The sequence below is a fragment of the Ruegeria sp. YTSC002 genome (genome assembly GCF_059609845.1).
In genome coordinates, this window is sequence record NZ_JBXWML010000001.1 from 1,001,301 (window position 1) to 1,027,333 (window position 26,033).

Consider the following 26,033-nt stretch of genomic DNA (forward strand, 5'->3'; position numbering starts at 1 on the left):
CGTTGCAAGCGTGGCTGGCCGGGCCTATAGAAGGGTCATGAGCACTCAAGATCCCAAATCTCTGATCCGAATTGCCCGCGACTCTGGCGCCCATACCGAAGTCGAACCGTTGGACCTTGGCGCACGTGTGCGAGAGCTGCGCAAAGCGCGGGAATGGACATTGGAACAGGCGGCCAGTCAGGCCGGATTGGCACGTTCGACCCTCAGCAAGATTGAAAACGGGCAGATGTCGCCGACCTACGACGCGCTCAAGAAGCTTGCGACCGGGCTGGAGATTTCTGTTCCGCAACTGTTCACGCCGCCCCAGCGCGATCAGGTGATCGGACGCATGGCGATCACCCGTGTGGGCGACGGCACGGCCCATGCCACCACAACCTATGAACACGAGCTGCTGGCCGAAACCCTGACCAAGAAACAAATGCTGCCCTATCGTGCGCGGGTCCGTGCAAGATCAATGGATGAATTTGACGGCTGGGTGCGCCATGACGGTGAAGAATTCATGTATGTGCTGACCGGTGTCGTCAAGCTTTACACCGAGTTTTACGAGCCGGTTGAGATGCGCAGAGGGGACAGTGCGTATTACGACGGCAGCATGGGCCACAACGTGATTTCCGTCAGTGACGAAGACGCGACGATCCTTTGGGTCACATCACTTGCCTAAAGCGGTTCGGCTGAATTCCCGGTTCAGCCCTTCGGTGAACAGGAAATCTTCGACCTCTTCATGCGCCTCGTTCATCGTAAGTTGGTGACGTTCGGCCAAATAGGCTTCAAACCCTTTTCGATCCTTCAACACGCGCATCATGTCCTTGTCACGCAGGTTCGGGAAACGCCGCTTTGCGCGTTCGCATGCCGCATTCCAGTCGTTCGTAAGATCGGTCCAGTTCATCATCAATGAGCTTCCCTTAGCAACGATTAGGACTGCTCTCCCCCGATACCAGAGTACGGATAGGGTGCCGCAGGGTAAGACATGACAAAATGTCGCAGCGCTGGACCACGCTTTTTCGAGGGGGATTTGTGCCCGCTGCGAAGTTTCCGCAACGGGCCGACGGGCCTACATTTGGTGTGAGTGGTGGCGGGCCCGTTTGTTCTTTGGTTTCCAGCGTCAGATTGTCCGGGCAGTCCGGGATCTTGGGCTGGCTCCGGCTGTTTCTGACGGCTAAATATGCCGTTTATATACAGATTTTTATGGATGAGTAAAACTGTTCGAGGGCGTTTCCTGCGGGATCACCCGGTGATGATGGTGTTGGCAGCACTTTATGGCGGTTTGTGTGCGATCAAACGATATCTTGTATGACGTGGCAATGTGCTGAATTTTGCCGACTGATGGAAACTTTCTGACCGGAGATTGTACGGAACAGGTGGAGCTTCGAGCCTCCGACGTTCGGAATGCCCGCTTGGAAGGACCAGCCGGGATCACATATCCATCGGCTGGCCTGTGGATCACGCCTCTATCGGGCGTCGTACCACCATACCTCTGGCATGTATTGCGGACCGTCGCCATAGATGGGCAGGGTTTTCGGGTGCTTCAGTTCTTTGACATGCGCAATGCGTCCGATGTCAAAGCTCCAGATCGGGATGACATAGCGGCCTGCTGTCAGTACCCGGTCCAGCGCACGGGTGGCGGCGGTAAAGTCCTCGCGGGTTTTTGAGGCCAGCATGGCATCGATCATGGCATCAACTGCGGGCGAGGATACGCCCATCAGGTTGCGTGTGCCGGGGGCATCAGCAGTTTCGCTGCCCCAATAAAGACGCTGTTCGTTGCCAGGAGACAGAGAAAGCGCCCGGCGGAACGTCGTGACGTCAAAGTCCAGTTCAGACGTGCGCCCGACATATTGGGCATTGTCGACCTGTTCCGTCGTGACCTGGATGCCAAGACGTTCCAGCGCGCGGGAATAGATCTCGACCACGGTTGCCATCTCGCTGTCGCCCTGTTGCAGCAGGAAAGTCACCTGAAAGGCATCACCATTTCCGTTGCGCAGTACGCCGTCCTGAACGGTCCAGCCTGCCTCGCTCAAAAGCTTGGTGGCCTTGCGAAGGTTTGCCCTGTTCCGGGCCGATCCGTCCCCCTTCGGCAGTTCATACCCTTCCAGCGTGCCGGGCAACAGGATGTCAGCGTAAGGAAGCAACAGGTCTTTTACCTGCCCCCGGGCCGGGCCGGGCTGCATGGCAAGGTCGGACCCCGAGAAATAAGACGTGATCCTTGGTTGGGCGCCACCGGTTATCGTGTCGTTGATGAACTCGAAGTTGAAGGCAAGCATCAGCGCTTCGCGCACGCGCCAGTCGTCGAACGGAGCCTTTCGTGTGTTCATCACGAACCCGGTCATTCCCGACGGTTTTCCATGCGGAATTTCAGTCTTGATGACGTCGCCGCGCTGCACGGCGGGAAAGTTGTATTGCGTGTCCCATTTGTCGGCATTGAATTCACGAACGGCCGACAACTCTCCGGCTTTGAAAGCTTCGAACAAGACGCTGCCGTCGCCGTAGAATTCGATCCGCAACTCATCAAGGTTCATGGTGCCGCGGCGAAACGGAATGTCGGTCCCCCAATAGTCCGAATTGCGTCGCAGATTCACAAAGCGCCCCGCTTCGTAGCTTTCGATCACATAGGGGCCGGTTCCAATCGGCACATCATGCAGTTGTGCATCCGCGAAATCCTTGCCCTCCCATTGCGCCTTTTTCAGGATCGGGCGCATCCCGGCCAGCAGCGCAAGCTCTCGGTCGGGTTCATTGAACGTGATCCGTACCGAACGCGGGCCGGTTTGTTCGATACTGTCGATCTTGCCCCAAAGCCCGCGATAGCGCAGATGCCCCTGGGTGCCTAAAGTCTCGTAAGACCAGATCACATCATCGACCGTGACCGGGGTGCCGTCTGAAAAACGCGCCTCCTCCCGCAGGGTGAATTCGACCCAAGACCGGTCTGGATCGGTCTCAACTGATTCGGCTAACAGCCCGTAAAGTGTGAAAGGTTCGTCCCAGGATCGCCCCATCAGGCTTTCGTGGGTCCAGAAAGGCAACTGCCATGGCGCGGTGCCTTTTTGCAAAAACGGGTTCAGGCTGTTAAAGCCGCCCGTGTTTCCGAACACGGCTTTGCCGCCTTTGGGAGCATCCGGGTTGGCGTATGGGAGAGACACAAAATCCGGTGGTAGGGCCGGGTCCCCATACATAGCTATGCCATGAGACGATTCTGCATGGGCGACGGAGATCACGAAAATGCTGGCGATTCCCGCCAAAAGGGATCGAAACGGACGGAGAAAATCCGGGCTCATTTTGGAAACAATCCTGCTCTGGCCTTATTTTGTTGGTGTTCACCGTAGTGATGATTTTTCTTATTATCAAACTTTTAGCTTGGACCAAGGCGCAGAATTGCTTATAAAGGTTGCACTGCTCGATAGGTTTCTTGCCTGTATGAAACCTGCCTCAATAACTTAACGCCCGCTTCGTGCGGGCGTTTTTTTGTGCGTCGCGAAGTCTCAGGCCGGGATTCCAATCTGAAGTGTTTCCCCGTTTTCTTTGCAGGTGCAGCATGGCATGGTGCGCCTGATCAACGCTTGAGGGAGAATGGACATGAGCCTGTCCGGCAAAACGGCAATCATCACGGGATCAAATTCGGGCATCGGGCTGGGCGTCGCGCGCGAGCTGGCCAAGGCCGGTGCCGATGTGGTTCTGAATTCCTTTACCGATCGCGATGAAGATCACGCGCTGGCCGCCGAAATTGCGAAAGAGACCGGAACCAATGCGCGCTACATCAAGGCCGACATGTCCAAGGGCGAGGAGTGCCGATCCTTGATCGAACAGACGGGGTCTTGTGACATTCTGGTGAACAATGCCGGGATTCAGCATGTCTCGCCGATCGACAAATTCCCTGTTGAAAAGTGGGACGCGATTATCGCAATCAACATGAACTCGGCCTTTCACACCACGGCGGCCGCGTTGCCGATGATGCGCAAGGCGGGTTGGGGACGGGTGGTGAACATCGCCTCGGCCCACGGTCTGACGGCATCCCCTTACAAGGCGGCATATGTTGCGGCCAAACACGGCGTGGTGGGAATGACCAAGACCGTAGCGCTGGAAACCGCGCAGGAGCCGATCACCTGCAACGCCATCTGCCCGGGATATGTGCTGACGCCGCTGGTCGAGTCGCAGATCCCCGATACGATGAAAGAATACAACATGAGCCGTGAGGACGTTGTGAAGAACATTCTATTGGAACGGCAACCGTCCAAGGAGTTCGCCACCGTCGAGCAACTGGGTGGAACGACTGTCTTTCTGTGCTCGGACGCGGCGGCTCAGATCACCGGAACCACGATTTCCGTCGATGGCGGCTGGACAGCGCTTTGAGGTTTCGTGGGGGCGCTGCCCCCACACCCCCGGAGTATTTTGAAAAAGATGAAGGGGTTGCGGTATGAAGCGGATCAATCTGGCTTTGCAGGGAGGTGGGGCGCATGGGGCGTTCACCTGGGGTGTGCTTGATCGTCTTTTAGACGAGGAAGACATCGAGGTCGCTGCCATCACAGGAACTTCCGCAGGGGCGCTGAACGGTGCGGCCTACAAATCTGGTATGGTTCATTCCGGGCGCGAAGGCGCGCGGGCGCGCCTGGATGGGTTGTGGACGCGCATGGGCGCTATTGGCGACATGCGTTTTGCCAACTGGTTTCGCGGCCTGGAACCGGCGGCCATCGCGCAGGCGGTGGAATATTCTGTGCCGTTTTCGATCGGGGATGCGTGGTCGCGGATGGTGTCGCCCTATGCGTACGGACCGTTCTACAGCAACCCCTTGAAGCCGGTGGTGGACAGGTTCAATTTTGACGAGATATGCGCGGAAGAAGGCCCGCGCCTGTTTGTGTGCGCCACTTGCGTACGCAGCGGCAAGATCCGCGTCTTTACCGGAGACGAGATCAGCACGGATGCTATTCTGGCCTCGGCCTGTTTGCCGACCCTGTTCAAGGCGGTTGAGATTTTTGACCCGAATACAAACCGGACCGAAGCCTATTGGGACGGAGGGTACACCGGCAATCCGGCGCTCTATCCGCTGTTCAACGATGATTTGCCGGATGACGTGGTGATCGTGAACATCAATCCGCTGGAGCGCGACGAAGTTCCGGTCACACCGCAGCAAATCCAGAACCGGATCAACGAGATCAGCTTCAACTCATCCCTGTTTCGCGAGTTGCGGGCGATCAGCTTTGTCCAACGGTTGCTGAAAGAGGGCAAGCTGACTTCCGGAGAGATGAGCCGTGTTCTGGTTCACATGATTGCGGATGACGCGTTGATGAACAGCCTGTCCGTTGCCACCAAGACCGTGCCCAATCCGGTCATTCTACATAAGCTGAAACAGGCCGGACGGGACGCGGCGGATGGTTTTCTTGCCGAACACAAGGACGATTTGGGTCAGGCCAGCACAATTGATCTGCCTGCGATGTTCAGCTGATCATTCGGGTGGCTGGGTCGGATCTTTTCCATTCGGATAGACAAGCCCCGCTGAAATCACCAGTTTGGCTGCGTCTTCGATGCTCATATCCAGCAGAATCACGTCTTCTTCGGGGAAGAACAGCAGGAACCCCGATGTCGGGTTGGGTGTCGTGGGTACGAAGACGCTCAGCAGCTCTCCGCCGGTTTCGGCGCGTTCGCTTACCTCACCCTTGGCGCTGGTCGAGACAAAGCCGATGGCCCAGATTCCGCGACGCGGGTACTGGATCAGGCAGGCTTTTTCAAAAGAACGCTCAGTCTGGGCAAACACCGTTTCCGAAATCTGTTTGATCCCGGAATAGACCGAGCGCACGACAGGCATCCGGTCAACAACGCTTTCGGCGAAGTGGATCAGGGAACGGCCCAGAATGCCCTTGGCGATCCAGCCGACCAGAACGGTGAATATCAGGAAGATCACCACGCCCACACCGCGCAGGTTGATGCCCACGTACTGTTCGGGCTGGAACTGGTGGGGCACCAGCGGCAGGACCGCGCTGTCTATCCAGCCGACCACCGACCAGATCAGCCAGACCGTCAACCAGACAGGCGCAATGACCACGACGCCCGTCAGAAAGGACGCGCGCAGCCGTGAAAGCATGCCCGGGCGGCGGTGAGGTTCTTCGTCGAACGGTGTATTCATTGCGGTTCCGAATGGTTTCCGGAATTAGGTAGTCAATCCACGGCCTTGGTACAATAGGTTAACGTCACCTCTGTTTGACCAGCGCTTGCGCGATCTTTGCCGCCAACCGCGCATTGTTTCGAACAAGGGCGATGTTGGCGACCAGGGACCGGCCTTCGGTCTTTTCAAAGATACGTTGCAGCAGATAGGGGGTCACGGCTTTGCCGGTGATACGATGGGCATCCGCATCTGACTGGGCTTCGGCGATGATCGGGGCCAGTTCCTCGGCCGGGATCTGATCGGCGGCCGGAATCGGGTTTGCCACCAACTGCCCGCCCGGCAGACCCAGCGCGCGGCGGGTGGAGTGGGCCTTGGCGATGGCGTCGGCACTGTCCATGCGCAGGGGCGCGGCAAAGGGCGACTTTGCCGACCAGAACGCAGGAAACTCGTCCTGACCATGTGCAATCACGGGCACGCCCAGCGTTTCCAGAACCTCAAGCGTTTTGGCAAGGTCCAGGATGGCTTTCGCCCCGGCTGCGACGACGGTCACGGGCGTATGCCCAAGCTCGTGCAGATCGGCAGAGATGTCGAACGTGGTCTCGGCCCCCTGATGTACGCCGCCGATACCGCCGGTGGCAAAAACCTCGATCCCGGCATAATGCGCGGCGATCATCGTGGCCGCAACGGTGGTGGCCCCGGTGCCACGGGTCGAGATGCACGCTGCCATGTCCGCGCGCGAGATCTTGGCAACGCCTTGTGCCTGACCCAGCCATTGTAGCTGATCCTGCTCCAGCCCCACATGCAATTTGCCTTCGATCACGGCCATGGTTGCAGGAACCGCACCCGCATCGCGGATGTCCTGTTCGACCTGTGCCGCGACTTCGATGTTCTGTGGGTAGGGCATCCCATGGGTGATGATGGTGCTTTCCAGCGCAACGATGGGCAGGCCCGCGTCCTTGGCGGCGCGGACTTCGGCTGAGTATTGGATGTCGATCACAGTGGGGTTTCTCCGGAAACGTAGGTTGCAGCGGCGTGCAGGGCGCGGGCCAGAGCCTCGTCACTGGATGCACCGCGGGATTCTGATGCGATATGGGCCGCCATGAAAGTATCCCCGGCACCGGTCACGCGGGTGACCAGAACGGCAGGGGGTGTTTGCGTCAGGACTTCTGTCGAGCTGCCGATGGTTGCCGAATTGCCGCCATCGGTGACCAGAACGCGCAGCGCGCCGCGATCCAGAAGGCCTTTCGCGGCGGATTCGGAATCAGGGAATTCGCGCTGGCACAGGATGCCAGCCTCTTCGAGGTTCACATAGAGCGTGGCACGGGCGTGTTTCAGGAAGGGCAGCAGACGTTCGGCCTTGCCGGGCGAGGCCGGGGCCACGCGCAGATCAGCACGGGCAAAAGCAGGGCTTTGGGCAATTTCTTCCAGCAGGTCCAGTGTCAGATTGCCATCCAGTGCGATCGGGCCCTCAAACGGTGCGTTCTCATAGCCCAAAGGCCCGTGCATCAAGGGGCGCAGTATCTTTGCGCCTGCGGCCTCCAGCGAATGCGCGTCGGCAATCGCCGCGATCAACCCGTTCGCACCTTCGACGGCCATATAGCGGTCAGTCGGCAAATCCTGCGACCGATAGATGTGATCCGTCACCATGCCGAGGCGCGAACAGGCATGGACAAGTTCGTCGCCTTCAGGATCGCGGCCAATGGCGGTCAGCAGGGTGGGTGTCATGCCGAACCGAACCAGTGTCATGGCGATGTTCATCGCAACGCCGCCGGGCAGGCGGGTGATCCGGCCCGGCACGTCCGAGCCCTGTCGCATGGCGCTGGCCGATCGGCCGATCACGTCCCACAGGACCGAGCCGATGCACAGGATATTGGTGTTCTGAGTCATAGGGGACGTCATGCCGCAGCAGTGTTGCCCGTGCAAGCCGGAACGTCTTCGCAACAAGAGATTCCCGACCGGCCTGGGCCGAAATGGCCTTTGGGCTTGCGATCCGAGGCCTTCGCGGGAACAATCAAATGCAATGATTGGTGATTTTGTTTTCCTGTTGGAGCGTTTCGTATGAATGGCCCTGTCTTCCGTGCCATCCTCCGAGCCCTCAATACCTGCGCCCTGAGTATTATCGTTCTTCTGACCTTGCATCCGGGATCCGTAAAGGCGCAAACGGCCCCGCCGACGGTCATTGATTTCTGGGTCAAGGATGACACTCTGTTTCTTGAGGTGAAACTGAACGCCGAGGCTATGCTGGCCGGTGCCGATCCGACACAACCCGACGCTTATTCCGGCATTTCACAGTACCGATCTCTGCGACGATTGGTGTCGTCGGAACTGGAACCTCAGATCAGGAATTTCGTTCAGGTCTGGAAGCAGAGCCTTGTTGTCGAAGCACCTGATCGCTTGGACCTGTCTTATGAAGGTGTGCGTATTCCTGTGGTGGGGGATGTGGAAAAAGTGCGTGTTTCCAAATTGTTGTTGACCGCTCATTTGTCGGATCAGGCATCGAACTTGCGCCTGACCTGGCCGCTGCACGGCGGGTCGGTCGTGCTTCGTCAGCAAAACGTTGTGGCCCCGTATACAGGGTTTCTGACGGCCGGAGAAATCAGCCCCTTGATCCCGTTGCAGGGCGGGGCGTCGCTGACGACCGAGCAGACATTGCAGACGTATTTCGCAAAGGGGATCAGCCGATTTGTTCAAAGCCCCCTCAAGCCATCCATCCTTGTTCTGACACTCGTGATGCTGACGCTGAGCCTGCGGCCTGTGATGTCTCAGGTGGCGTTTTTGGCAGCAGGAATTTTTATCGGGCTCGGGTTGGGCATGTACGGTGTGCTGGACGTACCAGAAAACATGCAGGACCAGGCCTTGGTGGCTGCGATCATCATTCTGGCGCTATGGAACCTGGTGGCCCGGCACTTGCAGGTCTGGCGCCTGTTGGCTGTGCTTGCCACAGGCAGTCTTCACGGGGTGATATTGGCTACGGCTCTGACTGGGATCGGGGTGCCGCCCGATCATCTGGCCCCGGCTGTTTTTGGGTTTGGCGTCGGAAATATAATGCCGATTGTCTTCGTGGCTGTTCTGGCCTTTGCCTGCGCGCTTTTGGTTGCAGGCGGGTCACACAGAACACGAGGCCGGATTTCGGTTCTGGCCTCGATTCTGATCGCCGGGATCGGCGTGTATTGGATGGCTGAACCCTGGTTGCTGGCTTAAGACATCGCAGCCAGCAGCCTGTTCAGCGCACCCAGCGGGTCGTCACCGCCCCAGATCTCGTCGCCGATACCAAAGAAATCGGTGCAGGGGGCCAGATCACCGATCAGTTCGGGCGTCAGGCCGCCTTCGGCCACGACCGGGACTTCGATCATCTCGGACCACCATTGGAACAGATCCTTTTCGGCGCGGGTTCCGTCCCCCAACGTGGCAGTGCCTACGGGGCCGAAGGCCACATAATCCGCGCCGTGTTCGCCCGCCGTCATGCCGTCATGGCTGGACGCGCCGCAGAAGCTTCCGACGATCGCGTCCGCGCCCAGTTCCTTGCGCGCGGCACGGACCGAGCGCGCGCCGTCATCCAGATGTACCCCGTCCAGCCCCAGACGTTGCGCCAGCAGCACGTGGTTCGAGATAACGATGGCCACGTCGCGGGCGTGGGCCACCTCGCGGCAGGCATCAGCTGCACGGGCGATGGTATCTTCGTCGTTGCCAGCCAGCGCCAGGCGGATGCAGGCAATCTCGGCCCCGTCCAGAACCGAGGCCAGTTTGGCGGGGAACGTGCTCAGTTCGATCGTCGGAGGCGTGATCAGGTAAATCTGCGGCTGCTCGGGGGTGTCCATGGGCGCGTCCTTCGGGTTTCAGTCTTTGGCGCGGTTTAGCGGATTGCGGCGGGGAAGCAAACTTTTATGGCTGAGGCCGCGCAAATAACACCCCCAACGCCTTGCCCTGCAAGTGCCTGCCGATTACAGCAGGCCAAGTTTTCATAAGGTGAACCATGCCCAGCGACAAATCCCAGCCTTCCTTCGTGCTTGTTCGCCCGCAGATGGGTGAGAATATCGGTGCCGCGGCCCGGGCGATGTGGAACTTTGGGCTGGACCGGATGCGCATCGTGGCGCCCCGTGACGGCTGGCCGAACCCCAAGGCGGTGGCGATGTCCAGCGGTGCGGGCCGGTTGCTGGACGAAGCGCAGCTGTTTGACGATCTGGCCGGATCGCTGGCCGACAGCACTTTTGTCTTGGCCACCACTGCACGGCAACGCGGGCTGACAAAACCCGTCTACAGCCCCGAGCGCGCCATGCAGATCGCCGCTGAAAAGGTCGCGGCGGGCGAAAAGGTTGCGGTTCTGTTCGGCCCCGAACGCGCGGGGTTGGAGAACGAAGACATCGCCAAGGCAAACGCAATCATCTCGGTGCCCGTGAACCCGGAATACGCGTCGCTGAACCTGGGCCAATGCGTCTTGCTGACCGCTTACGAATGGATGCGCCAGACCGGCGACGTGGTGCATGAATCCACCGATCTGGGCAAGGGCGACTGGGCCACGGGGATCGAGGTCGAAAAACTGGTCGAGCACTACGAGGACCGGCTGGAAGAGGCCGGGTTCTTCTACCCCCCCGAAAAGGCCGAGGGCATGAAGATCAACCTGCGCAACCTGTGGTCGCGGATGCGGATGACGCGGGCCGACGTGCAGATGCTGCACGGGATCATGCGGCAGATGGTCCGCTGGAAAGACAAAGGCTGAGGCTGGACCTATCTTCCACCACACCCTAGCTTGCGACGAAATCAGGACATGAGGACAGCATGAGCGGTAAGCGCAGCATCTTCGAAGAGGTCTCGGACACGGAAAAACAACAGGCGGTTCAACCCGGTATGATCGACCGGGGGCGTGGCGGCGCGCGCAGGGCAATCCGTGCCTGGCTGATGATCCTGTTTGCCCTGGTCGTCGTGATGATCGCAGTCGGCGGCCTGACGCGTCTGACTGACAGCGGGCTGTCGATCACCGAATGGCGCCCGATCACCGGAGCGGTTCCACCGATGTCCGAGGCCGACTGGCAGGCCGAGTTCGACAAGTACAAGCAGATCGACCAGTGGCGCATTCAGAACCAGTGGATGCAGCTGAGCGACTTCAAAACCATCTACTGGTGGGAATGGGGGCATCGCCAACTGGGCCGCTTGATCGGGCTGGTCTGGGCCGCCGGTTTTCTGGGTTTCCTTGTGGCCCGCAAGATACCCACGGGTTGGACAGGCAAGCTGCTGATCCCCGGCCTTATGGGCGGTGTGCAGGGTGCTGTCGGCTGGTGGATGGTCGCTTCGGGCGTGACGCAGGGCGAGGGGATGACCGCCGTCGCCAGCTATCGCCTGGCCACCCATCTGGGACTGGCCTTCGTAATTCTCGGGTTCCTCGCTTGGTATATTTTCGAGCTCGGCCGGGAAGAACGTGACCTGATGCAGGCGCGCCGCATGAAGGAAGCGAAACTATTCTCGCTGTCCACGGGCCTGATGCATTTCGCCTTTTTGCAAATACTCATTGGCGCGCTTGTCGCCGGGATCGACGCCGGACGGTCTTATACCGACTGGCCGCTGATCGGCGGGCAGCTGCTGCCGCCGGACGCCACCGCACTTGAACCGATGTGGCGCAATTTCTTCGAAAGCCCGGGGCTGGTACAGTTCATCCACCGCTGCGTGGGCTACGCCTTGTTCGCCTTTGGCATCTTCGTCTGGCGCCGCGGCAGCAGCAGCGCGCATCCCCAGACGCGCTTCGCCGTCAATGCGGCTTTTGCGGCCCTGTCGGTGCAGGTTGTCGTCGGTATCGTAACCGTCGTCTACGGAGCGCCCTGGCAGATCGCCATCTTCCACCAGTTCATGGCCGTCGTCGTCTGGACCCTGATCCTGCGCGCGCGGTTCCTGACTGCATATCCAATCGCAACATCTGTGCGCGGAGCAAAATAACATGACCGCTTTCGATGAACTGATGGCTTTTCAGCGTGACACCTCGGCATTGGGCCAGATTGCCGGTCGGCTTGGCTGGGATCAGGAAACCGTCATGCCGCGCGGGTCCGCACCTCAACGTGCCGAAGAAATGGCCGCTATCGAGGCGGTCCTTCATGCGCGTCGTGCAGATCCACGCGTGGCAGAGTGGCTGGATCAGGCCGCCCCACAGGATGAAGTCGGTAAGGCGCAGCTTCGGGAAATCCGGCGCGCCTATGATCGGGCGGTCAAGGTGCCTGCCGATCTGGCTACGGCGATTGCCCGAATTACGTCCGCCGCACAGGGAACATGGGCCCAGGCGCGCGCGGATGAAGATGTCTCGGCGTTCCTTCCGGTGCTGGAAGAGGTCGTATCGTTGAAGCGTCAGGAAGGCGAGGCGCTGGCACAGGGCGGAGACGTCTATGACGCCATGGTCGAGGATTATGAACCCTATACGACCGGCGCTCAGATCGCGGCCATTTTCGATGAGATGCGCCCACGTCTGGTGGCCTTGCGCGCGGCTGTTCTGGACCGCCCGGAACCTGCCGCGCTGAGCGGCAGCTTTGATGAGCTGATCCAGATGCAGCTTGCGCAAAAACTGGCGATTACCTTCGGCTATGACCTCAACAACGGCCGTGTGGACAAGGCGGTTCACCCGTTCAGCTCGGGTTCGGGTCTGGATGTACGCATCACCACGCGAACCAGCGAAACGGACCCGTTCAACTGCTTTTATTCCACCATTCACGAGGTCGGCCACGCCGCTTACGAACAGGGGATCGACCGCGACTACCTGCTGACGCCACTGGGGCGTGGCGTATCCATGGGTGTGCATGAAAGCCAAAGTCGGATCTATGAAAACCAGCTTGGCCGTTCGCGTGCGTTTACGGGCTGGTTGTTCGATCAGATGAAAGACGCATTCGGCGATTTCGGAATTGCCGATTCAGACGCGTTCTATGCCACCGTCAACCGGGTTCACAACGGCTATATCCGCACCGAAGCCGATGAAGTGCAATACAATCTGCACATCATGCTTCGCTTCGATCTTGAGCGCGCTTTGATGGCCGGAGACTTGCAGGTCAACGAACTTGAGGCGGCCTGGAATGACCGCTTCAAGGCTGACTTCGGTTATGCGGTCGACAAACCGTCGAACGGCTGCTTGCAGGATGTGCACTGGTCGGTCGGGCTGTTCGGGTACTTCCCGACCTATTCGCTGGGCAATGTCTATGCAGGATGTCTGTATCAGGCCCTGCGAGCGGCGGTGCCGGGGCTGGATGCCCAACTGGCAGACGGCGACACATCTGGCGCAACTGCTTGGCTGCGCGAACACGTCCAGCAGCACGGCGGGCTTTATGCCCCGCGCGAGATTATCCGACGGGCAAGCGGCATTGAGCCGGGACCCGAACCTTTGCTGGGATATCTGGAACAGAAGTTCAGCGCGATATATGGGCTGTGAAAGCACGGAGCGGCAACTGAACGGTAAGGCTCATTGCTCTTTGCATTGCAGCAATGGCTCTGGTTTTGGCACTCAAACCAGCGCGACCTGCGGAGAGCTTCTCACATCTGTACCGAGCACAGGAATGTGGCGGCGTGGGTGCCCCATGTATGGTTTCAGGGCGGCAATACAGCGTATTGATTCCGAAGGGCAAAGGACCATTTCCGGCCGTGATCTTTCTTCATGGGCCGCGCGGAACGGGGCAGCGGGTGATTCAGAGTGCATTTCTTGTCAAGCCGATACTGGAGCGCGGGTATGCCATTGTCGCTCCGACCGCGCTGGAAATTGAATACCGAAACGGCCCGGGTACAAGGTGGGTTTGGAATGACGCATATTATGGCCGGGATGATTTTGAGTTCATTGCCAATATGCTTGAGGACGTGTTAGCTCGATTCCCCGTTGATCCGGCGCAGATCGTAACCACTGGCCATTCCAGAGGCGGATCCTTCGCTTGGTATCTTGCCTGTGCAGTTATTGACCCATGTTTAAAAGCCTTCGCCCCTATTGCTGGAACACCGGTGCGTGGCCAGCCTGGGGATTGTGCTTCAGCGGACTTCGATTTCGATATGTTCTATAGCCATGGTCATGACGACACGGTTATTCCATTCGCCGGTTCCGGGTCTTCGTGGTCCGATCCGGGATATATGGGTGCAGTTGAGGCTACGTTAACGCTCGCATCTTCTGCAGGCTGCCAAAAGGATGAAGTTGTTGAGACAGATAGCCATGATCAGCGCATTCTAAGCGGTTGTAAAACCGGTTCGACCGTTTCGGTGATCGGTTATGAGGCCGGGCATGGCGTTCCAAGTGGCCGGAGCGATCTGATGCTTGACTGGTTTGAGACGGTGAATGCTTTGGAATAGGGGCTTCCAACACAAAACTGGACTGGTGAAGACGGAGAGATGGTCGCGGGACATGCCGCGCAATTTGTCTTCGGCTTCACGCGGAACCCTTTATTGGGCGACGCCAATTTTCGTTTTGCGCAAACTTTTTCCCTGACAAAAACGAACAGGTTATCCTAAACGACCTGAACCAGTTCGATTCGGGCCGCGACCGCCGCAAAAAACAATACGCTGCCCAGCAGCACAAATACGTGCCAGATCGTGTTGTGGAACGGCAGCCAGTCCAGCAGGTAGAAGGCGACCCCGGCCGTGTACACGAGCCCTCCGGCAATCATCAGCGTGACGATTGTGGGGGACAGGTCTGCCAGCATGGATTGCCCGGCCCAGACCACCGCCCAACCCATCAATAGGTATAACGCAAGCCCGAACCAACGGAACCGGTTTGGGTCCAGCATCTTGAGAACCGACCCAAGCGTCGCCGAAGACCACAATCCGAGTAGCAGCCCCGGGGGCTGAGCACCGGACAACAGTAGAAACGGCGTATAGGTCCCAGCGATCTTGACGTAGATGCCAGAATGATCGAGGCGCTGCAGGAACCCGCGCCATTCCTCGTTTTCGACCATGTTGTACAAGGCGGAAAACGTGAGCATGAGTATCAGCGTCACCCCGTAAACCGAGGCACCCAGAACCGCAGATTGATCATACCGGTAATAGATGGTCATTGTGATCAGCAGGGGTACGGCAACCAACGCACTTGAGACACCGAGCACATGGACCACACCGTCGCTGATCCGTTCCGTGCGACTGTAAGCTGGTCGGATATGCGCAAAAGACCACATATGAAAAGGCTAGGCGGCAGAATGGCCTGGGGCAAGCAGATCATCCCGAGAGTTGTCGATATCGTGATCCGGAATGACAAAACGCCCGCAGGGCGAGCGTTTTGTTTCAGATCCGTAATTGAGCGTGAGGGCTATTCTTCGGTTTCCTCATCACCCTGATCGGCGATCCGGGCGACGCTGACGACCTCTTCGCCCTTGCCGGTGTTGAACACCTTGACCCCGCCGGCACTGCGGGACCGGAACGAGATGCCGTCGACCGGAACCCGGATCGACTGACCCTTGGAGGTGGCCAGCATGATCTGGTCGTCGATTTCGACAGGGAACGAGGCCACCAGCGGGCCACCCCGCATCGCCTTGTCCATCGCCATCACGCCCATGCCGCCACGACCGCGCACCGGATAGTCATGCGACGAGCTGAGCTTGCCCGATCCTTTGGCCGTGATGGTCAGGATCAGGTTCTCGGCCGCCGACATCTCGGCATAGCGTTCCTGCGGCAGGATGCTGTCGGCATTGCCGCCATCCTCGTCGGTTTCGGTGTCATCGGTCACGCCGGCCATCAGGCGACGCATCTTCAGATAGGCGGCGCGCTCGTCCGGGGTGGCCTCGAAATGGCGGATCACTGACATCGAGACCACACGGTCGCCCGCGTTCAGTCGGATGCCACGCACGCCGGTCGATTTGCGCCCCTTGAACACCCGCACGTCGGTTGTGGAGAAACGGATCGCCCGGCCGGAATTGGTGACCAGCATCACGTCGTCATCGTCCGAGCAGATGCGCGCGTTGACCAGTTCCACGCCCTCGGGCAGGTCCATCGCGATCTTGCCGTTGCGCTTGACGTTGGTGAAATCGCTCAGCGCGTTGCGGCGCACGTCGCCGGCGCTGGTGGCGAAGACGATCTGAAGGTTTTCCCATTCTTCATCCGGCACATCGACCGGCATGATCGCCGCAATCGAAACGCCCGTGGGTATCGGCAGGATGTTGACGATCGCCTTGCCCTTGCCGGTGCGCCCCGATTGGGGCAGGCGCCAGGTCTTGAGCTTGTAGACCATCCCGTCGGTGGTGAAGAACAGAAGCTGGGTATGCGTGTTGGCCACGAAGAGGGTGGTGACCACGTCCTCTTCCTTGGTCTGCATGCCCGACAGCCCCTTGCCGCCGCGCTTTTGCGCGCGGAAATCGGCCAGCGGGGTTCGTTTGATATAGCCGCCGGAAGTGACGGTCACGACCATGTCTTCGCGCTCGATCAGGTCCTCGTCTTCCATGTCGCCGGACCAGTCGACGATCTCGGTGCGGCGCGGTACCGCGAACTGTTCGCGGACGCTGCGCAGTTCATCAGCGATGATGCCCATGATGCGTTCGCGCGAGGACAGGATATCCAGGTATTCCTTGATCTTGGCGGCCAGCTCTTCCAACTCGTCCGTGACCTCTTTGACGCCCAGTTGCGTCAGGCGTTGCAGGCGCAGGTCAAGGATGGCACGGGCCTGAACCTCGGTCAGGTTGTAGGTGCCGTCGTCGTTCATCTTGGACAGCGGGTCGTCGATCAGGCGCAGATAGCTTTCGATCTCGGCCGCGGGCCAGCGGCGGGTCATCAGCTTTTCGCGCGCCTCGGCCGCGTCGGCCGAGGACCGGATCGTGGCTACGACCTCGTCCACGTTCGAGACCGCAACGGCCAGACCGCACAGGACATGGCTGCGTTCCCGCGCCTTGCGCAGGTCGTATGCGGTGCGGCGGGCAACGACATCTTCGCGGAAGTCGATGAAGCTGGTCAGGAAGCGGCGCAGGGTCAGCTGCTCGGGGCGGCCGCCGTTCAACGCCAGCATGTTGCAGCCGAACGAGGTCTGCATCGGCGTGAAGCGGTACAGCTGATTCAGCACCACCTCGGGTGTCGCGTCGCGCTTCAGCTCGACCACCACCCGTACGCCGTTGCGGTCGGATTCGTCCTGAACATGGCTGACACCTTCGATGCGCTTTTCACGCACCGCTTCGGCGATCTTCTCGATCATCGAGGCCTTGTTCACCTGATAGGGGATCTCGTCCACGATGATGGCATAGCGATCCTTGCGCAACTCCTCGACGCGGGTCTTGGCACGGATGATGACGCTGCCGCGGCCTTCCAGATAGGCCTTGCGCGCGCCGGATCGGCCCAGCATCACGCCGCCTGTGGGGAAATCGGGGCCGGGGACGTATTCGATCAGCTGTTCGCTGGTCAGGTCCGGATCGTCGATCAGCGCCAGCGTCGCGTCGACCACTTCGCCCAAGTTGTGCGGCGGGATGTTGGTGGCCATGCCGACCGCGATACCGCCGGCGCCGTTGACCAGCATGTTGGGGAACCGCGCGGGCAGGACGGTAGGTTCCTTGTCCTTGCCGTCATAATTGTCCTGGAAATCGACCGTCTCTTTCTCGATATCCGCCAGCAGGGCGGCGGCGGGCTTGTCCATGCGGACCTCGGTGTAACGCATGGCCGCCGGGTTGTCGCCGTCCATCGAGCCGAAGTTGCCCTGACCATCCAGCAGCGGCAGCGACATCGAGAAATCCTGAGCCATCCGCACCAGCGCGTCATAGATCGCGCTGTCGCCGTGGGGGTGATACTTACCCATCACGTCACCCACCGGACGGGCCGATTTGCGATAGGGTTTGTCATGGGTATTACCGGTCTCGTGCATCGCATAGAGGATGCGCCGATGCACCGGTTTCAAACCGTCGCGCAGATCGGGGATCGCGCGGGACACGATGACCGACATCGCATAGTCCAGATAGGACGTGCGCATCTCGGATTCGATCGAGACCGTCGGGCCGTCATAGACAGGGCGCTCGGGCGGGGTTTCATCCATGTTTTCTGGGATTTCTGGCGTATCGCTCACGTAAACTGCCCGTATTTTGTGCTGGGTCTATATCTTGTGGATGCACCTTATCAGACCCGGCACATAAGGTGCAAGCAAGCAGCGCTGTCCGAGGCTCGAATCCTCGGTAACACCCAAGTAACATATTGTTATCTAAGTATTAGGGGGTTTTCGTGCTAGCCTGAGAATACAGTGCAACAAACCGGAGGTCTGAATGAAGACAAGTGAAACCGAATTGATGCTCAAGGGCTATGGCCTGACAACGGCGGAGTTTTTCTATCACATGCCCGATTACGTCCACGTCCTGAATACCTTCATCTGGCAGGAATATGACCTTGCGCCGGATCATCCCAAACTGTTCGAATTCATCGAGTTTTGGCAACGAGAAATCGAAGGGCCGCTGCATTCCGTGAAATTCACGCACCGCAAGATGATCGCACCGGGCGAGTGGCGCAACATGGTTGGCGAGTTTCGCGTGAACTGAGTGACCGGCCAGGTCCGACTGCGTGTCGGAATTCCTGTTCCCATTTGAGGCAAGTCGCGTATGGTGACTGCCAATCTGATGGTATCAGAGGAAAAACCATGACCAGAGCCATTCTCTTTGTTGCCGCGCTTTGCATAAGCAGCCCTGTTTTTGCCGAGGGTGTTCTGGACAAGATCAAGAAAGGTGCCGAGAGCGTCGGGAAGACGATCGACAAAGGCGCCGAGGCGGTTGACGATACGATCACGTCCACCTCGGAGCTGCTGTCCAACGAGGCAACGCCCGAAGAGACGCGCGCAAAGCTTGACGCGATGGCAGGCGAGATTTTGGATCAGCTTTTGGCGGAAAACCCCGATGCGCGGCCACTCTATGACGTCAGTACCGGATATGCGGTGTTCGACTCTCGTAAGGTTACAGTATTCCCTGTGTCGGCGGGTTATGGCCGGGGTGTGGCGGTGTCGAAAGACACCGGGCAACACACATACATGAACATGGGAACAGGCGGTGTTGGCGGCGCCATCGGCATCGGCGGTTTCGAGACCAAATTCGTGATCCTGTTCGAAACCCCTGCTGATCTGGATAAGTTTATAAACCAGGGCTATGACGCGACCGCAGAAACAGGGGCCATGTATGGCGAGGACAAAACGGGCGAAACCCTGCGTTTTACGGACGGACGCTCGTTCTTCGTTCTCAACAAAAAAGGCTGGCGCGTATCGGCTGGCGCGTCGGGCACCAAGTTCTGGAAATCGCCCGAGTTGAACTGATCAGCCAGAACAGCTGGCCCCGCCCAAAACGCAGAACTTGGCGCAATGAGGGTGGTTCAGATGCACGTCCGCCTCGGCCTCGGCCAGGGTATGACCCATCTCGAACTCGGGCTCATAGGGCAGCAGGGTGCAGGCCAGGACAGCAGGTTTTTCGGCCCCCTTGCGTTTGACCACCATCCGGGCGCTGGCGCACATGACGTCGTTGGGGGATTTGTCCAGAATTCCCCAGCAAGCAGAGGTGATTTCGGGAACCTCGACAGTTTCGTCCATTTCGGGGAACAGAACGGTCCGAGCCGGGTTCTGCGGATCAATATCAAATCCGTGCTCGGCAAAGAACCTGGCATAGCCCGCACGGCTTTCCGCATCTGAATCCCCCCAGACCGTACGCCCGGCGATGGCCATGTTGAATCCGTGGTCGCGCAACCATTCCATCCCGGCCAGGGTTTTGTCGAAACTGCCGTCGCCGCGTTCTTCGTCGTGCAGGGCCGGGCGGAAGTGATCGACCGAAATGCGCAGAGTCAACATGTGGTTGAATTCCTTTTGCAACCCCAGCAACCCTTCGCGCATTTTGCGGCGCATCATCGGCGCCATTGCGTTGGTCAGGATCAGAACCTTGTACCCGCGTTCCAGCGCGGCGCGTGTCATGTCGATCATGTCAGGGTTCATGAACGGCTCACCGCCCGTGAACCCGATTTCGCGCACGGGCCAGTTGCGGGCTTCGATCTGATCCAGGTAATCACGAACCTCGTCAGTCGTGATGTAAACCAAGGCGTCATTGGTCGGGCTGCTGGCGATATAGCAGTTCACGCATTCGATATTGCACAAAGTGCCCGTATTGAACCAAAGGGTTTCGGGCCGTGTCAGGGAAACCTTTGCGCGGGCCTGGCCGTCAGCTGTCACCGATTTGTTTTGAAACTTGCCGATATTGGCAAGCTGAGGGGCGTTGTCTTTCATTCCCGCATCCGGTTCTTTGAGGTCGTCGATCTGATCTAGCCCTTTGTCGCGGATTTGGTAAGGGTGACGCAGCGGTTCTGACAGAGTTTTGAACAGAGTGATTTCTTGCCGAATGGTTGCGCTAACATTGGACATGCCGGAAGGGGCGAGGTAAGGACAACTCATGGTTTCACGCGTCATACCAGTTGATCCCTTTGATCTGATCATTTTCGGCGGCACCGGCGATCTGGCGCAGCGCAAGATCCTGCCTGCGCTTTACCGTCGCTTTTGCGCCGGGCAATGGCATGAGGATGCAAGGATTATCGCCGCCGCGCGCGCGGGCCATTCCGCGGAAGATTTCCGACGGATGGTCGCAGAATCGCTTCACCGGCATGCTGCGGTCTGCGCTTCGGAGTCCCAGGGGGTGTCGCGTTTTCTACAGCGGGTCGACTATGTCCCGCTGGATGCAGTATCAACCGAAGGATGGGATCTGCTGGGTGAAAAACTGTCACCCAACCGTGTGCGCGCGTTCTATTTCTCGGTCGGCCCCAGTCTGTTCGGCCCCCTTGCCGAGCGGGTCCGGGCCTATGATCTGGCAACCGAAGATACGCGCATCGTGGTGGAAAAGCCGTTCGGGCATGACCTGAACAGCGCGCGAGAGCTGAATGCCACACTGGCTGCGCATTTTGATGAAAGCCAGATTTACCGGATCGATCATTACCTGGGCAAGGAAACCGTCCAGAACCTGATGGCTGTGCGGTTTGGCAATATGCTGTTCGAACCGCTGTGGAACAGCCAGTATGTCGACCACATCCAGATCACGGTTGCGGAAACCGTCGGTATCGAAGGGCGCGAAGAATACTATGAGCGCGCCGGTGCGATGCGGGACATGGTGCAGAACCACCTGATGCAGCTGCTGTGTCTGATTGCAATGGAACCCCCGGCAAAGTTCGATCCGGACGCGGTGCGGGATGAAAAGCTCAAGGTGATCCGGGCGCTTGATCCGGTGGAACCGCATCACATCGTGCGCGGCCAGTTTTCAGAGGGGCCGGACGGGCCGGGATACCGCGAATGTGTCGGCAATCCACGCTCGACCACTGAAAGCTATGTGGCGCTGAAGGCGCATGTCAGCAATTGGCGATGGGCGGGTACGCCGTTTTATCTGCGTACGGGCAAACGGCTGGTGGCGCGATCTTCGATTATCAATGTGATGTTCAAGGACGCACCGCATTCGATTTTCGGGGAAGAAGCCGGGCGTCACGCCAATGCACTGTCGATCCGGTTGCAACCCAATGAGGGGATCACACTGAAAGTGACGATCAAGGAACCGGGGCCGGGCGGGATGCGGTTGATCGACGTGCCTTTGGACATGAGTTTTGCCGAAGCGCTGGGGCCCGAGAATCAAGACCCGCCAGATGCTTACGAACGCCTCGTCATGGACGTGATCCGGGGCAACCAGACGCTGTTCATGCGTGGGGACGAGGTCGAGGCCGCATGGGCCTGGACTGATCCGATCATCGCCGGATGGCTGGCGCGTGGGGACGTGCCCAAACCTTATGACAGCGGCAGCACCGGACCGGGCGACGCCGAGCTGCTGATGAAACGCGATGGTCGCCGCTGGCAAGGAATAAAGCCATGAACATTCAGGAATATGCCGATCGGGAAATGCTTGCCATCGATGTGGCAAACGCGTTGGCGGGTGAGCTTGAGACCGCTTTGTTGCACAACGACACGGTTGCGTTGGCTGTCCCCGGCGGGACAACACCGGGGCCGATTTTTGACAGTCTGTGCGCCGCTGATCTCGAGTGGGACCGCGTGCGCGTTCTGCCTACGGATGAGCGCTGCGTACCGGCTGATCACGAACGTTCGAACGAACGGCTGATCCGGGAGAGACTGCTGACCAACCGGGCATCCGTGGCGCAGTACATTCCACTTTTTGTACCGGGCGCAGAGCCTGAAGCGGCTTTGCCAGAGGTTGAATCGCTGATCGCGCCGGTACTGCCATTGTCGGTTCTGGTCCTCGGGATGGGCGAAGACATGCACACGGCCTCATTGTTCCCCGGAATGGACGGGCTGGATAAGGCCCTCGACAGCCAGGCGCCGACCCTGATCGTTGCCCGGACCGATGTTCAGCCAGAGCCCCGGATTTCTTTGACGGCCCCTGTTCTGGACGGGGCTTTGTCGAAACACTTGGTCATCTACGGGCAGGCAAAACGAGACGTTTTGGAAAAGGCCATGTCGATGCCGCCGGAAGAAGCACCGATCGCCGCCGTTCTCAGTGGCATGACGGTTCATTGGGCGGAGTGAGGCAATGCAGTTGAATGCTTTGAAGGCGCTTGCAGCGGCTGACCGCCGTATCGTCGATTTGTTCGCAGAGGATGCAACCCGGGCCCGGTCGTTTTCAGCCTCAACCGGGGATATGCTGTTCGATTATTCGAAAACGCAGATCGATGAAGACGTGCGCGCGGCGCTGCTGCAATTGTGCGAAGATGCCGGGCTAGCGACGCGGCGCGACGCCATGTTTGCCGGGAAAAAGATCAACGAAACCGAAGGGCGCGCGGTCCTGCACACCGCCCTGCGCAACCTGGATGGCGGGCCCGTCGAGGTGGACGGTCAGGATGTCATGCCCGGGGTTCTGGACACGCTGCAACGGATGCGTGTCTTTGCCGAGGAGGTGCGCGGCGGCGCCATTGCAGGGGCAGGGGGCAGTTTTACCGACGTGGTGAATATCGGCATCGGGGGATCCGACCTTGGCCCGGTGATGGCCACGCACGCACTGGCCCCCTATCACGATGGTCCGCGGGTGCACTACGTCTCGAACGTGGATGGGGCCCATATCGCTGATACGTTGCGCCAGCTGGACCCGACACGGACGCTGGTGATTGTCGCGTCGAAGACATTCACCACGATCGAAACGATGACCAATGCGCGAACGGCCCGCGCCTGGATGTCCGAAGGCGGAGGTGATCAGTCCCGCCAGTTTGCCGCCGTATCCAGCGCGCTGGACAAGACGCAGGCCTTCGGCATTCCCGAGGCGCATGTTTTTGGTTTCGCCGATTGGGTGGGCGGGCGCTATTCGGTCTGGGGGCCGGTCGGATTGCCGGTCATGATTGCCGTCGGTTCGAATGCATTTGATGCGTTTCTGCGGGGCGGGCAGGCGATGGATCTGCATTTCCGCTCGGCGGATTGGGTTGAAAACATGCCTGTGATGCTGGCGCTCGTCGGTATATGGCACCGTCAGGTTCTGGGTTGCACCAGCCGGGCCGTGCTGCCCTATGATCAGCGTCTGTTGCGTCTGCCCGCATATCTCCAGCAGATGGAAATGGAATCGAACGGCAAATCCGTCGCGATGGACGGATCTTCGCTGGCCGTCCCTTCGGGGCCGGTGGTCTGGGGTGAGCCGGGCACCAACGGTCAGCATGCATTTTATCAGCTGATCCATCAGGGCACGGATGTCATTCCCTGCGAATTCATGGTCGCCGCCGAAGGGCACGAACCCGAGTTGACCCACCATCACCGCCTGCTTTTGGCCAACTGTCTGGCCCAGTCAGAGGCTTTGATGCGTGGTCGCTCTTTGGATGAAGCCCGTGAGCGTATGGCGGAGAAAGGCCTTGATGGCGACGAACTTGATCGGCAGGCGCGACACCGGGTGTTCCCGGGCAACCGCCCTTCCACAACGCTGATGTATCCGAAACTTACACCGTTCGTTCTGGGGCAGATTATCGCGCTGTACGAGCATCGCGTGTTTGTCGAAGGCGTTCTGCTGGGCATCAACTCCTTTGATCAGTGGGGGGTGGAGTTGGGCAAAGAGCTTGCCAACTCGCTTGGTCCTGTCGTGGAAGGTGTTGCGAGCGCTGAAGGTAAAGACGGATCAACAGCCGCATTGGTCGCCTATGCGCTGAAACACCGAAACTAAGAGCGAAAAAATGCCGCCCACGGCCGTGTTGGGCTGCATTCTTTTATTGTCAGACAATTAAATGATTGGCAGGGTTCCTCCGTAGGAAACGACTGTATTGACGCGTCGGGTCACACCCCAAGCCGTCAATGCAAGATGGATAAGGCAGAGGCCATCCAAGGTCTCGCCAAGGACGGGAGGATGTCCATGTTAGGACAGATGATGACGCAGCCCCTGCTGGTTTCGTCGCTGATCGATCACGCAGAGCGCTGTCACGGCCAGACCGAGATTGTCTCGGTCGAAACGGACGGAACGGTCACTGAAACCAACTGGTCCGAGATTGCCGTGAATGCCCGACGAATGGCGTCGGCCTTGACGAATCTGGGGCTGGAACCGCAGGACAGGATCGGGACACTGGCCTGGAACAATCGGCGGCATCTTGAGATCTATTTTGCCACCTCCGGTGCGGGCTTTGTCTGTCATACGGTCAATCCCCGCCTGTTCCCCGAGCAGCTGACCTTTATCATCAACCATGCCCAGGACAGGGTGTTGTTCTTTGATGCGACGTTCATTTCGCTGGTCGCCGCGCTGCATGACGCTTTGACCGAGGTGCAGCATTTTGTCCTCATGGGGCCTCGCAATGAAGAGGCTGCGGCTCAGATTCCCGGCCTGAAATTCTATGACGAGTTGCTGGAGACCGGGGATGCAGGTTTCCAATGGCCCGATCTGGATGAAAAGACGGCCTGCGGTCTGTGCTATACGTCGGGAACCACGGGCAATCCAAAGGGCGTGTTGTATTCCCATCGGTCAACACTGCTGCACAGTTTCGCATCGAACACACGGGATGTGATCGGGTATTCAGCGATGGATGTTGTCATGCCGGTTGTGCCGATGTTCCACGTCAACGCCTGGGGGTCGCCCTACGCCTGTGCCATGTCCGGATCGCGGCTTGTGTTGCCTGGACCGGATTTACATGGTGAAGCGCTGGTCAACCTGATCGATACCTATGGCGTGACATTGGCCATGGGCGTGCCGACCATCTGGCAAGGCTTGCTGGCCCATGCCGCGGCATGCGGAACCGAACTCAAAAGCCTTGAACGCACGGTTATTGGCGGCGCCGCGTGCCCTCCGTCGATGATCGAAACGTTCCGCGAAACCTATGGCGTTGACACGGTCCACGCCTGGGGCATGAGCGAGATGAGCCCGCTGGGCACGACGAATTACCCATTGGCCAAACACCTGAAGCTGCCACCGGAAGAACAGCACAAGATTCGCCTGAGTCAGGGAAGACCGCCCTTTGGGGTCGAGTTGAAAATCGTGGACGAAGATGGGAATGATCTGCCGCATGACGGTGAAACCCAGGGTGACTTGCTGGTGCGGGGCCACTGGGTTCTGGACAGCTACTTCCAGTTGCAGGATCAGAATTTGTTGCAGGATGGCTGGTTCGCCACCGGGGATGTGGCCACTTTGGACCCGGATGGCTACATGACCATTCGCGACAGATCCAAGGACATCATCAAATCCGGTGGGGAATGGATCAGTTCGGTCGAGCTGGAAAACATCGCCGTGGCCCACCCCCAGCTTGCGACGGCCGCCGTGGTCGGTGTTCCGCATCCGAAATGGGATGAACGCCCCTTGCTGGTTGCAGTGAAAGCCGACGGTGAAGAGCCCGGCGAAGAGGATTTGCTTGCCTTTTTCGAAGGCAAAATCGCCAAGTGGCAGATCCCGGACAAGGTTGTCTTTGTCGATGCGCTGCCACTGAGCGCGACCGGAAAGGTATTGAAACGCAAGCTTCGGGCAGAGTTCGGAGACGCCCTGACAGGGTAGCGCGTGCGGATCTTGGAAAAATGGCTCCGGCGGTAGGGATCGAACCTACGACCAATTGATTAACAGTCAACTGCTCTACCGCTGAGCTACGCCGGAAC

General features: G+C 59.1%; 24 protein-coding genes and 1 tRNA gene. 15 read left to right on the top strand and 10 right to left on the bottom strand.

Annotated elements, in window-relative coordinates:
• Nucleotides 1–37: 37 nt before the first annotated feature.
• Nucleotides 38–661, top strand: a complete 624-nt coding sequence (locus tag AC2FFD_RS05040; protein ID WP_170344110.1) for a helix-turn-helix domain-containing protein — start codon at nt 38–40, stop codon at nt 659–661.
• On the opposite strand, the gene AC2FFD_RS05045 is transcribed toward AC2FFD_RS05040, so the two are convergent.
• Nucleotides 650–889: a hypothetical protein gene (locus AC2FFD_RS05045; protein ID WP_170344111.1), complete on the bottom strand. Its 240-nt coding sequence runs from the start codon at nt 887–889 to the stop codon at nt 650–652. The two genes, AC2FFD_RS05040 and AC2FFD_RS05045, sit on opposite strands and share 12 nt — an antisense overlap.
• Nucleotides 890–1,448: 559 nt before the next feature.
• The gene (locus AC2FFD_RS05050) at nt 1,449–3,266 is read right to left on the bottom strand and encodes an extracellular solute-binding protein (RefSeq protein ID WP_496872215.1); all 1,818 of its coding nucleotides are present in this window, start codon (nt 3,264–3,266) and stop codon (nt 1,449–1,451) included.
• On the opposite strand from AC2FFD_RS05050, the gene AC2FFD_RS05055 reads away from it, so the two are divergent.
• The 3 genes from AC2FFD_RS05055 to AC2FFD_RS05065 all read left to right on the top strand — a co-directional run bounded on the left by AC2FFD_RS05055 (nt 3,211) and on the right by AC2FFD_RS05065 (nt 5,428).
• Nucleotides 3,211–3,429 (top strand): hypothetical protein, encoded by a 219-nt coding sequence (locus AC2FFD_RS05055; protein ID WP_257598813.1) that lies wholly within the window; start codon nt 3,211–3,213, stop codon nt 3,427–3,429. The genes AC2FFD_RS05050 and AC2FFD_RS05055 overlap by 56 nt on opposite strands.
• A gap of 135 nt (nt 3,430–3,564) precedes the next feature.
• Nucleotides 3,565–4,338, top strand: coding sequence for a 3-hydroxybutyrate dehydrogenase (locus tag AC2FFD_RS05060; protein ID WP_480684179.1), 774 nt, complete (start codon nt 3,565–3,567; stop codon nt 4,336–4,338).
• Between the two features lie 64 nt (nt 4,339–4,402).
• Nucleotides 4,403–5,428: a patatin-like phospholipase family protein gene (locus tag AC2FFD_RS05065; RefSeq protein ID WP_480684180.1), complete on the top strand. Its 1,026-nt coding sequence runs from the start codon at nt 4,403–4,405 to the stop codon at nt 5,426–5,428.
• Here the strand turns inward: AC2FFD_RS05065 and AC2FFD_RS05070 are convergent, their stop codons facing one another.
• The 3 genes from AC2FFD_RS05070 to AC2FFD_RS05080 all read right to left on the bottom strand — a co-directional run bounded on the left by AC2FFD_RS05070 (nt 5,429) and on the right by AC2FFD_RS05080 (nt 7,972).
• Nucleotides 5,429–6,106 carry a DUF502 domain-containing protein gene (locus AC2FFD_RS05070; protein ID WP_170344115.1) on the bottom strand — a complete coding sequence of 226 codons (678 nt, stop codon included), beginning with the start codon at nt 6,104–6,106 and terminating at the stop codon, nt 5,429–5,431.
• A 64-nt stretch (nt 6,107–6,170) separates the two neighbouring features.
• Nucleotides 6,171–7,082: a pseudouridine-5'-phosphate glycosidase gene (locus tag AC2FFD_RS05075; protein ID WP_496872217.1), complete on the bottom strand. Its 912-nt coding sequence runs from the start codon at nt 7,080–7,082 to the stop codon at nt 6,171–6,173.
• Nucleotides 7,079–7,972: a PfkB family carbohydrate kinase gene (locus AC2FFD_RS05080; RefSeq protein WP_171725442.1), complete on the bottom strand. Its 894-nt coding sequence runs from the start codon at nt 7,970–7,972 to the stop codon at nt 7,079–7,081. Before AC2FFD_RS05080 ends, AC2FFD_RS05075 begins: the two co-directional genes overlap by 4 nt.
• 171 nt (nt 7,973–8,143) lie before the next feature.
• Between AC2FFD_RS05080 and AC2FFD_RS05085 the strand changes: the two genes are divergently transcribed.
• The gene (locus AC2FFD_RS05085) at nt 8,144–9,286 is read left to right on the top strand and encodes a HupE/UreJ family protein (RefSeq protein WP_496872219.1); all 1,143 of its coding nucleotides are present in this window, start codon (nt 8,144–8,146) and stop codon (nt 9,284–9,286) included.
• On the opposite strand, the gene AC2FFD_RS05090 is transcribed toward AC2FFD_RS05085, so the two are convergent.
• Nucleotides 9,283–9,903 carry a thiamine phosphate synthase gene (locus AC2FFD_RS05090; protein WP_496872220.1) on the bottom strand — a complete coding sequence of 207 codons (621 nt, stop codon included), beginning with the start codon at nt 9,901–9,903 and terminating at the stop codon, nt 9,283–9,285. The two genes, AC2FFD_RS05085 and AC2FFD_RS05090, sit on opposite strands and share 4 nt — an antisense overlap.
• A gap of 155 nt (nt 9,904–10,058) precedes the next feature.
• Between AC2FFD_RS05090 and AC2FFD_RS05095 the strand changes: the two genes are divergently transcribed.
• Genes AC2FFD_RS05095 through AC2FFD_RS05110 form a run of 4 tightly spaced genes read left to right on the top strand, consistent with a single transcriptional unit; the run spans nt 10,059 to nt 14,380 of the window.
• Nucleotides 10,059–10,802, top strand: a complete 744-nt coding sequence (locus AC2FFD_RS05095; protein ID WP_496872222.1) for an RNA methyltransferase — start codon at nt 10,059–10,061, stop codon at nt 10,800–10,802.
• 59 nt (nt 10,803–10,861) lie between these two features.
• Nucleotides 10,862–12,010, top strand: a complete 1,149-nt coding sequence (gene ctaA, locus AC2FFD_RS05100) for a heme A synthase (RefSeq protein WP_496872223.1) — start codon at nt 10,862–10,864, stop codon at nt 12,008–12,010.
• A 1-nt stretch (nt 12,011) separates the two neighbouring features.
• Complete coding sequence (locus AC2FFD_RS05105) at nt 12,012–13,481, top strand: carboxypeptidase M32 (protein ID WP_496872224.1); 1,470 nt, start codon at nt 12,012–12,014, stop codon at nt 13,479–13,481.
• Between the two features lie 53 nt (nt 13,482–13,534).
• Nucleotides 13,535–14,380, top strand: a complete 846-nt coding sequence (locus AC2FFD_RS05110) for a CE1 family esterase (RefSeq protein WP_496872225.1) — start codon at nt 13,535–13,537, stop codon at nt 14,378–14,380.
• A gap of 155 nt (nt 14,381–14,535) precedes the next feature.
• Here AC2FFD_RS05110 and trhA read toward each other — a convergent pair whose 3' ends face one another.
• Together trhA and gyrA are read right to left on the bottom strand one after the other, a co-directional pair.
• Nucleotides 14,536–15,198, bottom strand: a complete 663-nt coding sequence (gene trhA / locus AC2FFD_RS05115; protein ID WP_257598804.1) for a PAQR family membrane homeostasis protein TrhA — start codon at nt 15,196–15,198, stop codon at nt 14,536–14,538.
• Nucleotides 15,199–15,329: 131 nt separating this feature from the next.
• A complete protein-coding gene (gyrA, locus tag AC2FFD_RS05120; RefSeq protein ID WP_496872226.1) occupies nt 15,330–18,056 on the bottom strand; it encodes a DNA gyrase subunit A in 2,727 nt (908 codons plus the stop codon).
• Between the two features lie 193 nt (nt 18,057–18,249).
• Between gyrA and AC2FFD_RS05125 the strand changes: the two genes are divergently transcribed.
• A complete protein-coding gene (locus AC2FFD_RS05125; protein ID WP_152458119.1) occupies nt 18,250–18,519 on the top strand; it encodes an usg protein in 270 nt (89 codons plus the stop codon).
• 98 nt (nt 18,520–18,617) lie between these two features.
• Complete coding sequence (locus AC2FFD_RS05130) at nt 18,618–19,280, top strand: lipid-binding SYLF domain-containing protein (RefSeq protein ID WP_496872228.1); 663 nt, start codon at nt 18,618–18,620, stop codon at nt 19,278–19,280.
• Here the strand turns inward: AC2FFD_RS05130 and AC2FFD_RS05135 are convergent, their stop codons facing one another.
• Nucleotides 19,281–20,234 (bottom strand): radical SAM protein, encoded by a 954-nt coding sequence (locus AC2FFD_RS05135; protein WP_496872230.1) that lies wholly within the window; start codon nt 20,232–20,234, stop codon nt 19,281–19,283. It lies immediately after the preceding gene.
• 163 nt (nt 20,235–20,397) lie between these two features.
• On the opposite strand from AC2FFD_RS05135, the gene zwf reads away from it, so the two are divergent.
• From zwf to AC2FFD_RS05155, 4 genes are all read left to right on the top strand, one after another.
• Nucleotides 20,398–21,852 (top strand): glucose-6-phosphate dehydrogenase, encoded by a 1,455-nt coding sequence (gene zwf, locus AC2FFD_RS05140; protein ID WP_496872231.1) that lies wholly within the window; start codon nt 20,398–20,400, stop codon nt 21,850–21,852.
• Nucleotides 21,849–22,520 (top strand): 6-phosphogluconolactonase, encoded by a 672-nt coding sequence (gene pgl / locus AC2FFD_RS05145; protein ID WP_496872233.1) that lies wholly within the window; start codon nt 21,849–21,851, stop codon nt 22,518–22,520. Before zwf ends, pgl begins: the two co-directional genes overlap by 4 nt.
• A gap of 4 nt (nt 22,521–22,524) precedes the next feature.
• Nucleotides 22,525–24,129: a glucose-6-phosphate isomerase gene (gene pgi, locus AC2FFD_RS05150; protein WP_425078338.1), complete on the top strand. Its 1,605-nt coding sequence runs from the start codon at nt 22,525–22,527 to the stop codon at nt 24,127–24,129.
• Between the two features lie 186 nt (nt 24,130–24,315).
• A complete protein-coding gene (locus AC2FFD_RS05155; protein ID WP_496872258.1) occupies nt 24,316–25,935 on the top strand; it encodes a long-chain-fatty-acid--CoA ligase in 1,620 nt (539 codons plus the stop codon).
• A 21-nt stretch (nt 25,936–25,956) separates the two neighbouring features.
• Here the strand turns inward: AC2FFD_RS05155 and AC2FFD_RS05160 are convergent.
• Nucleotides 25,957–26,031: transfer RNA gene (locus tag AC2FFD_RS05160), tRNA-Asn, on the bottom strand.
• Nucleotides 26,032–26,033: the final 2 nt, after the last annotated feature.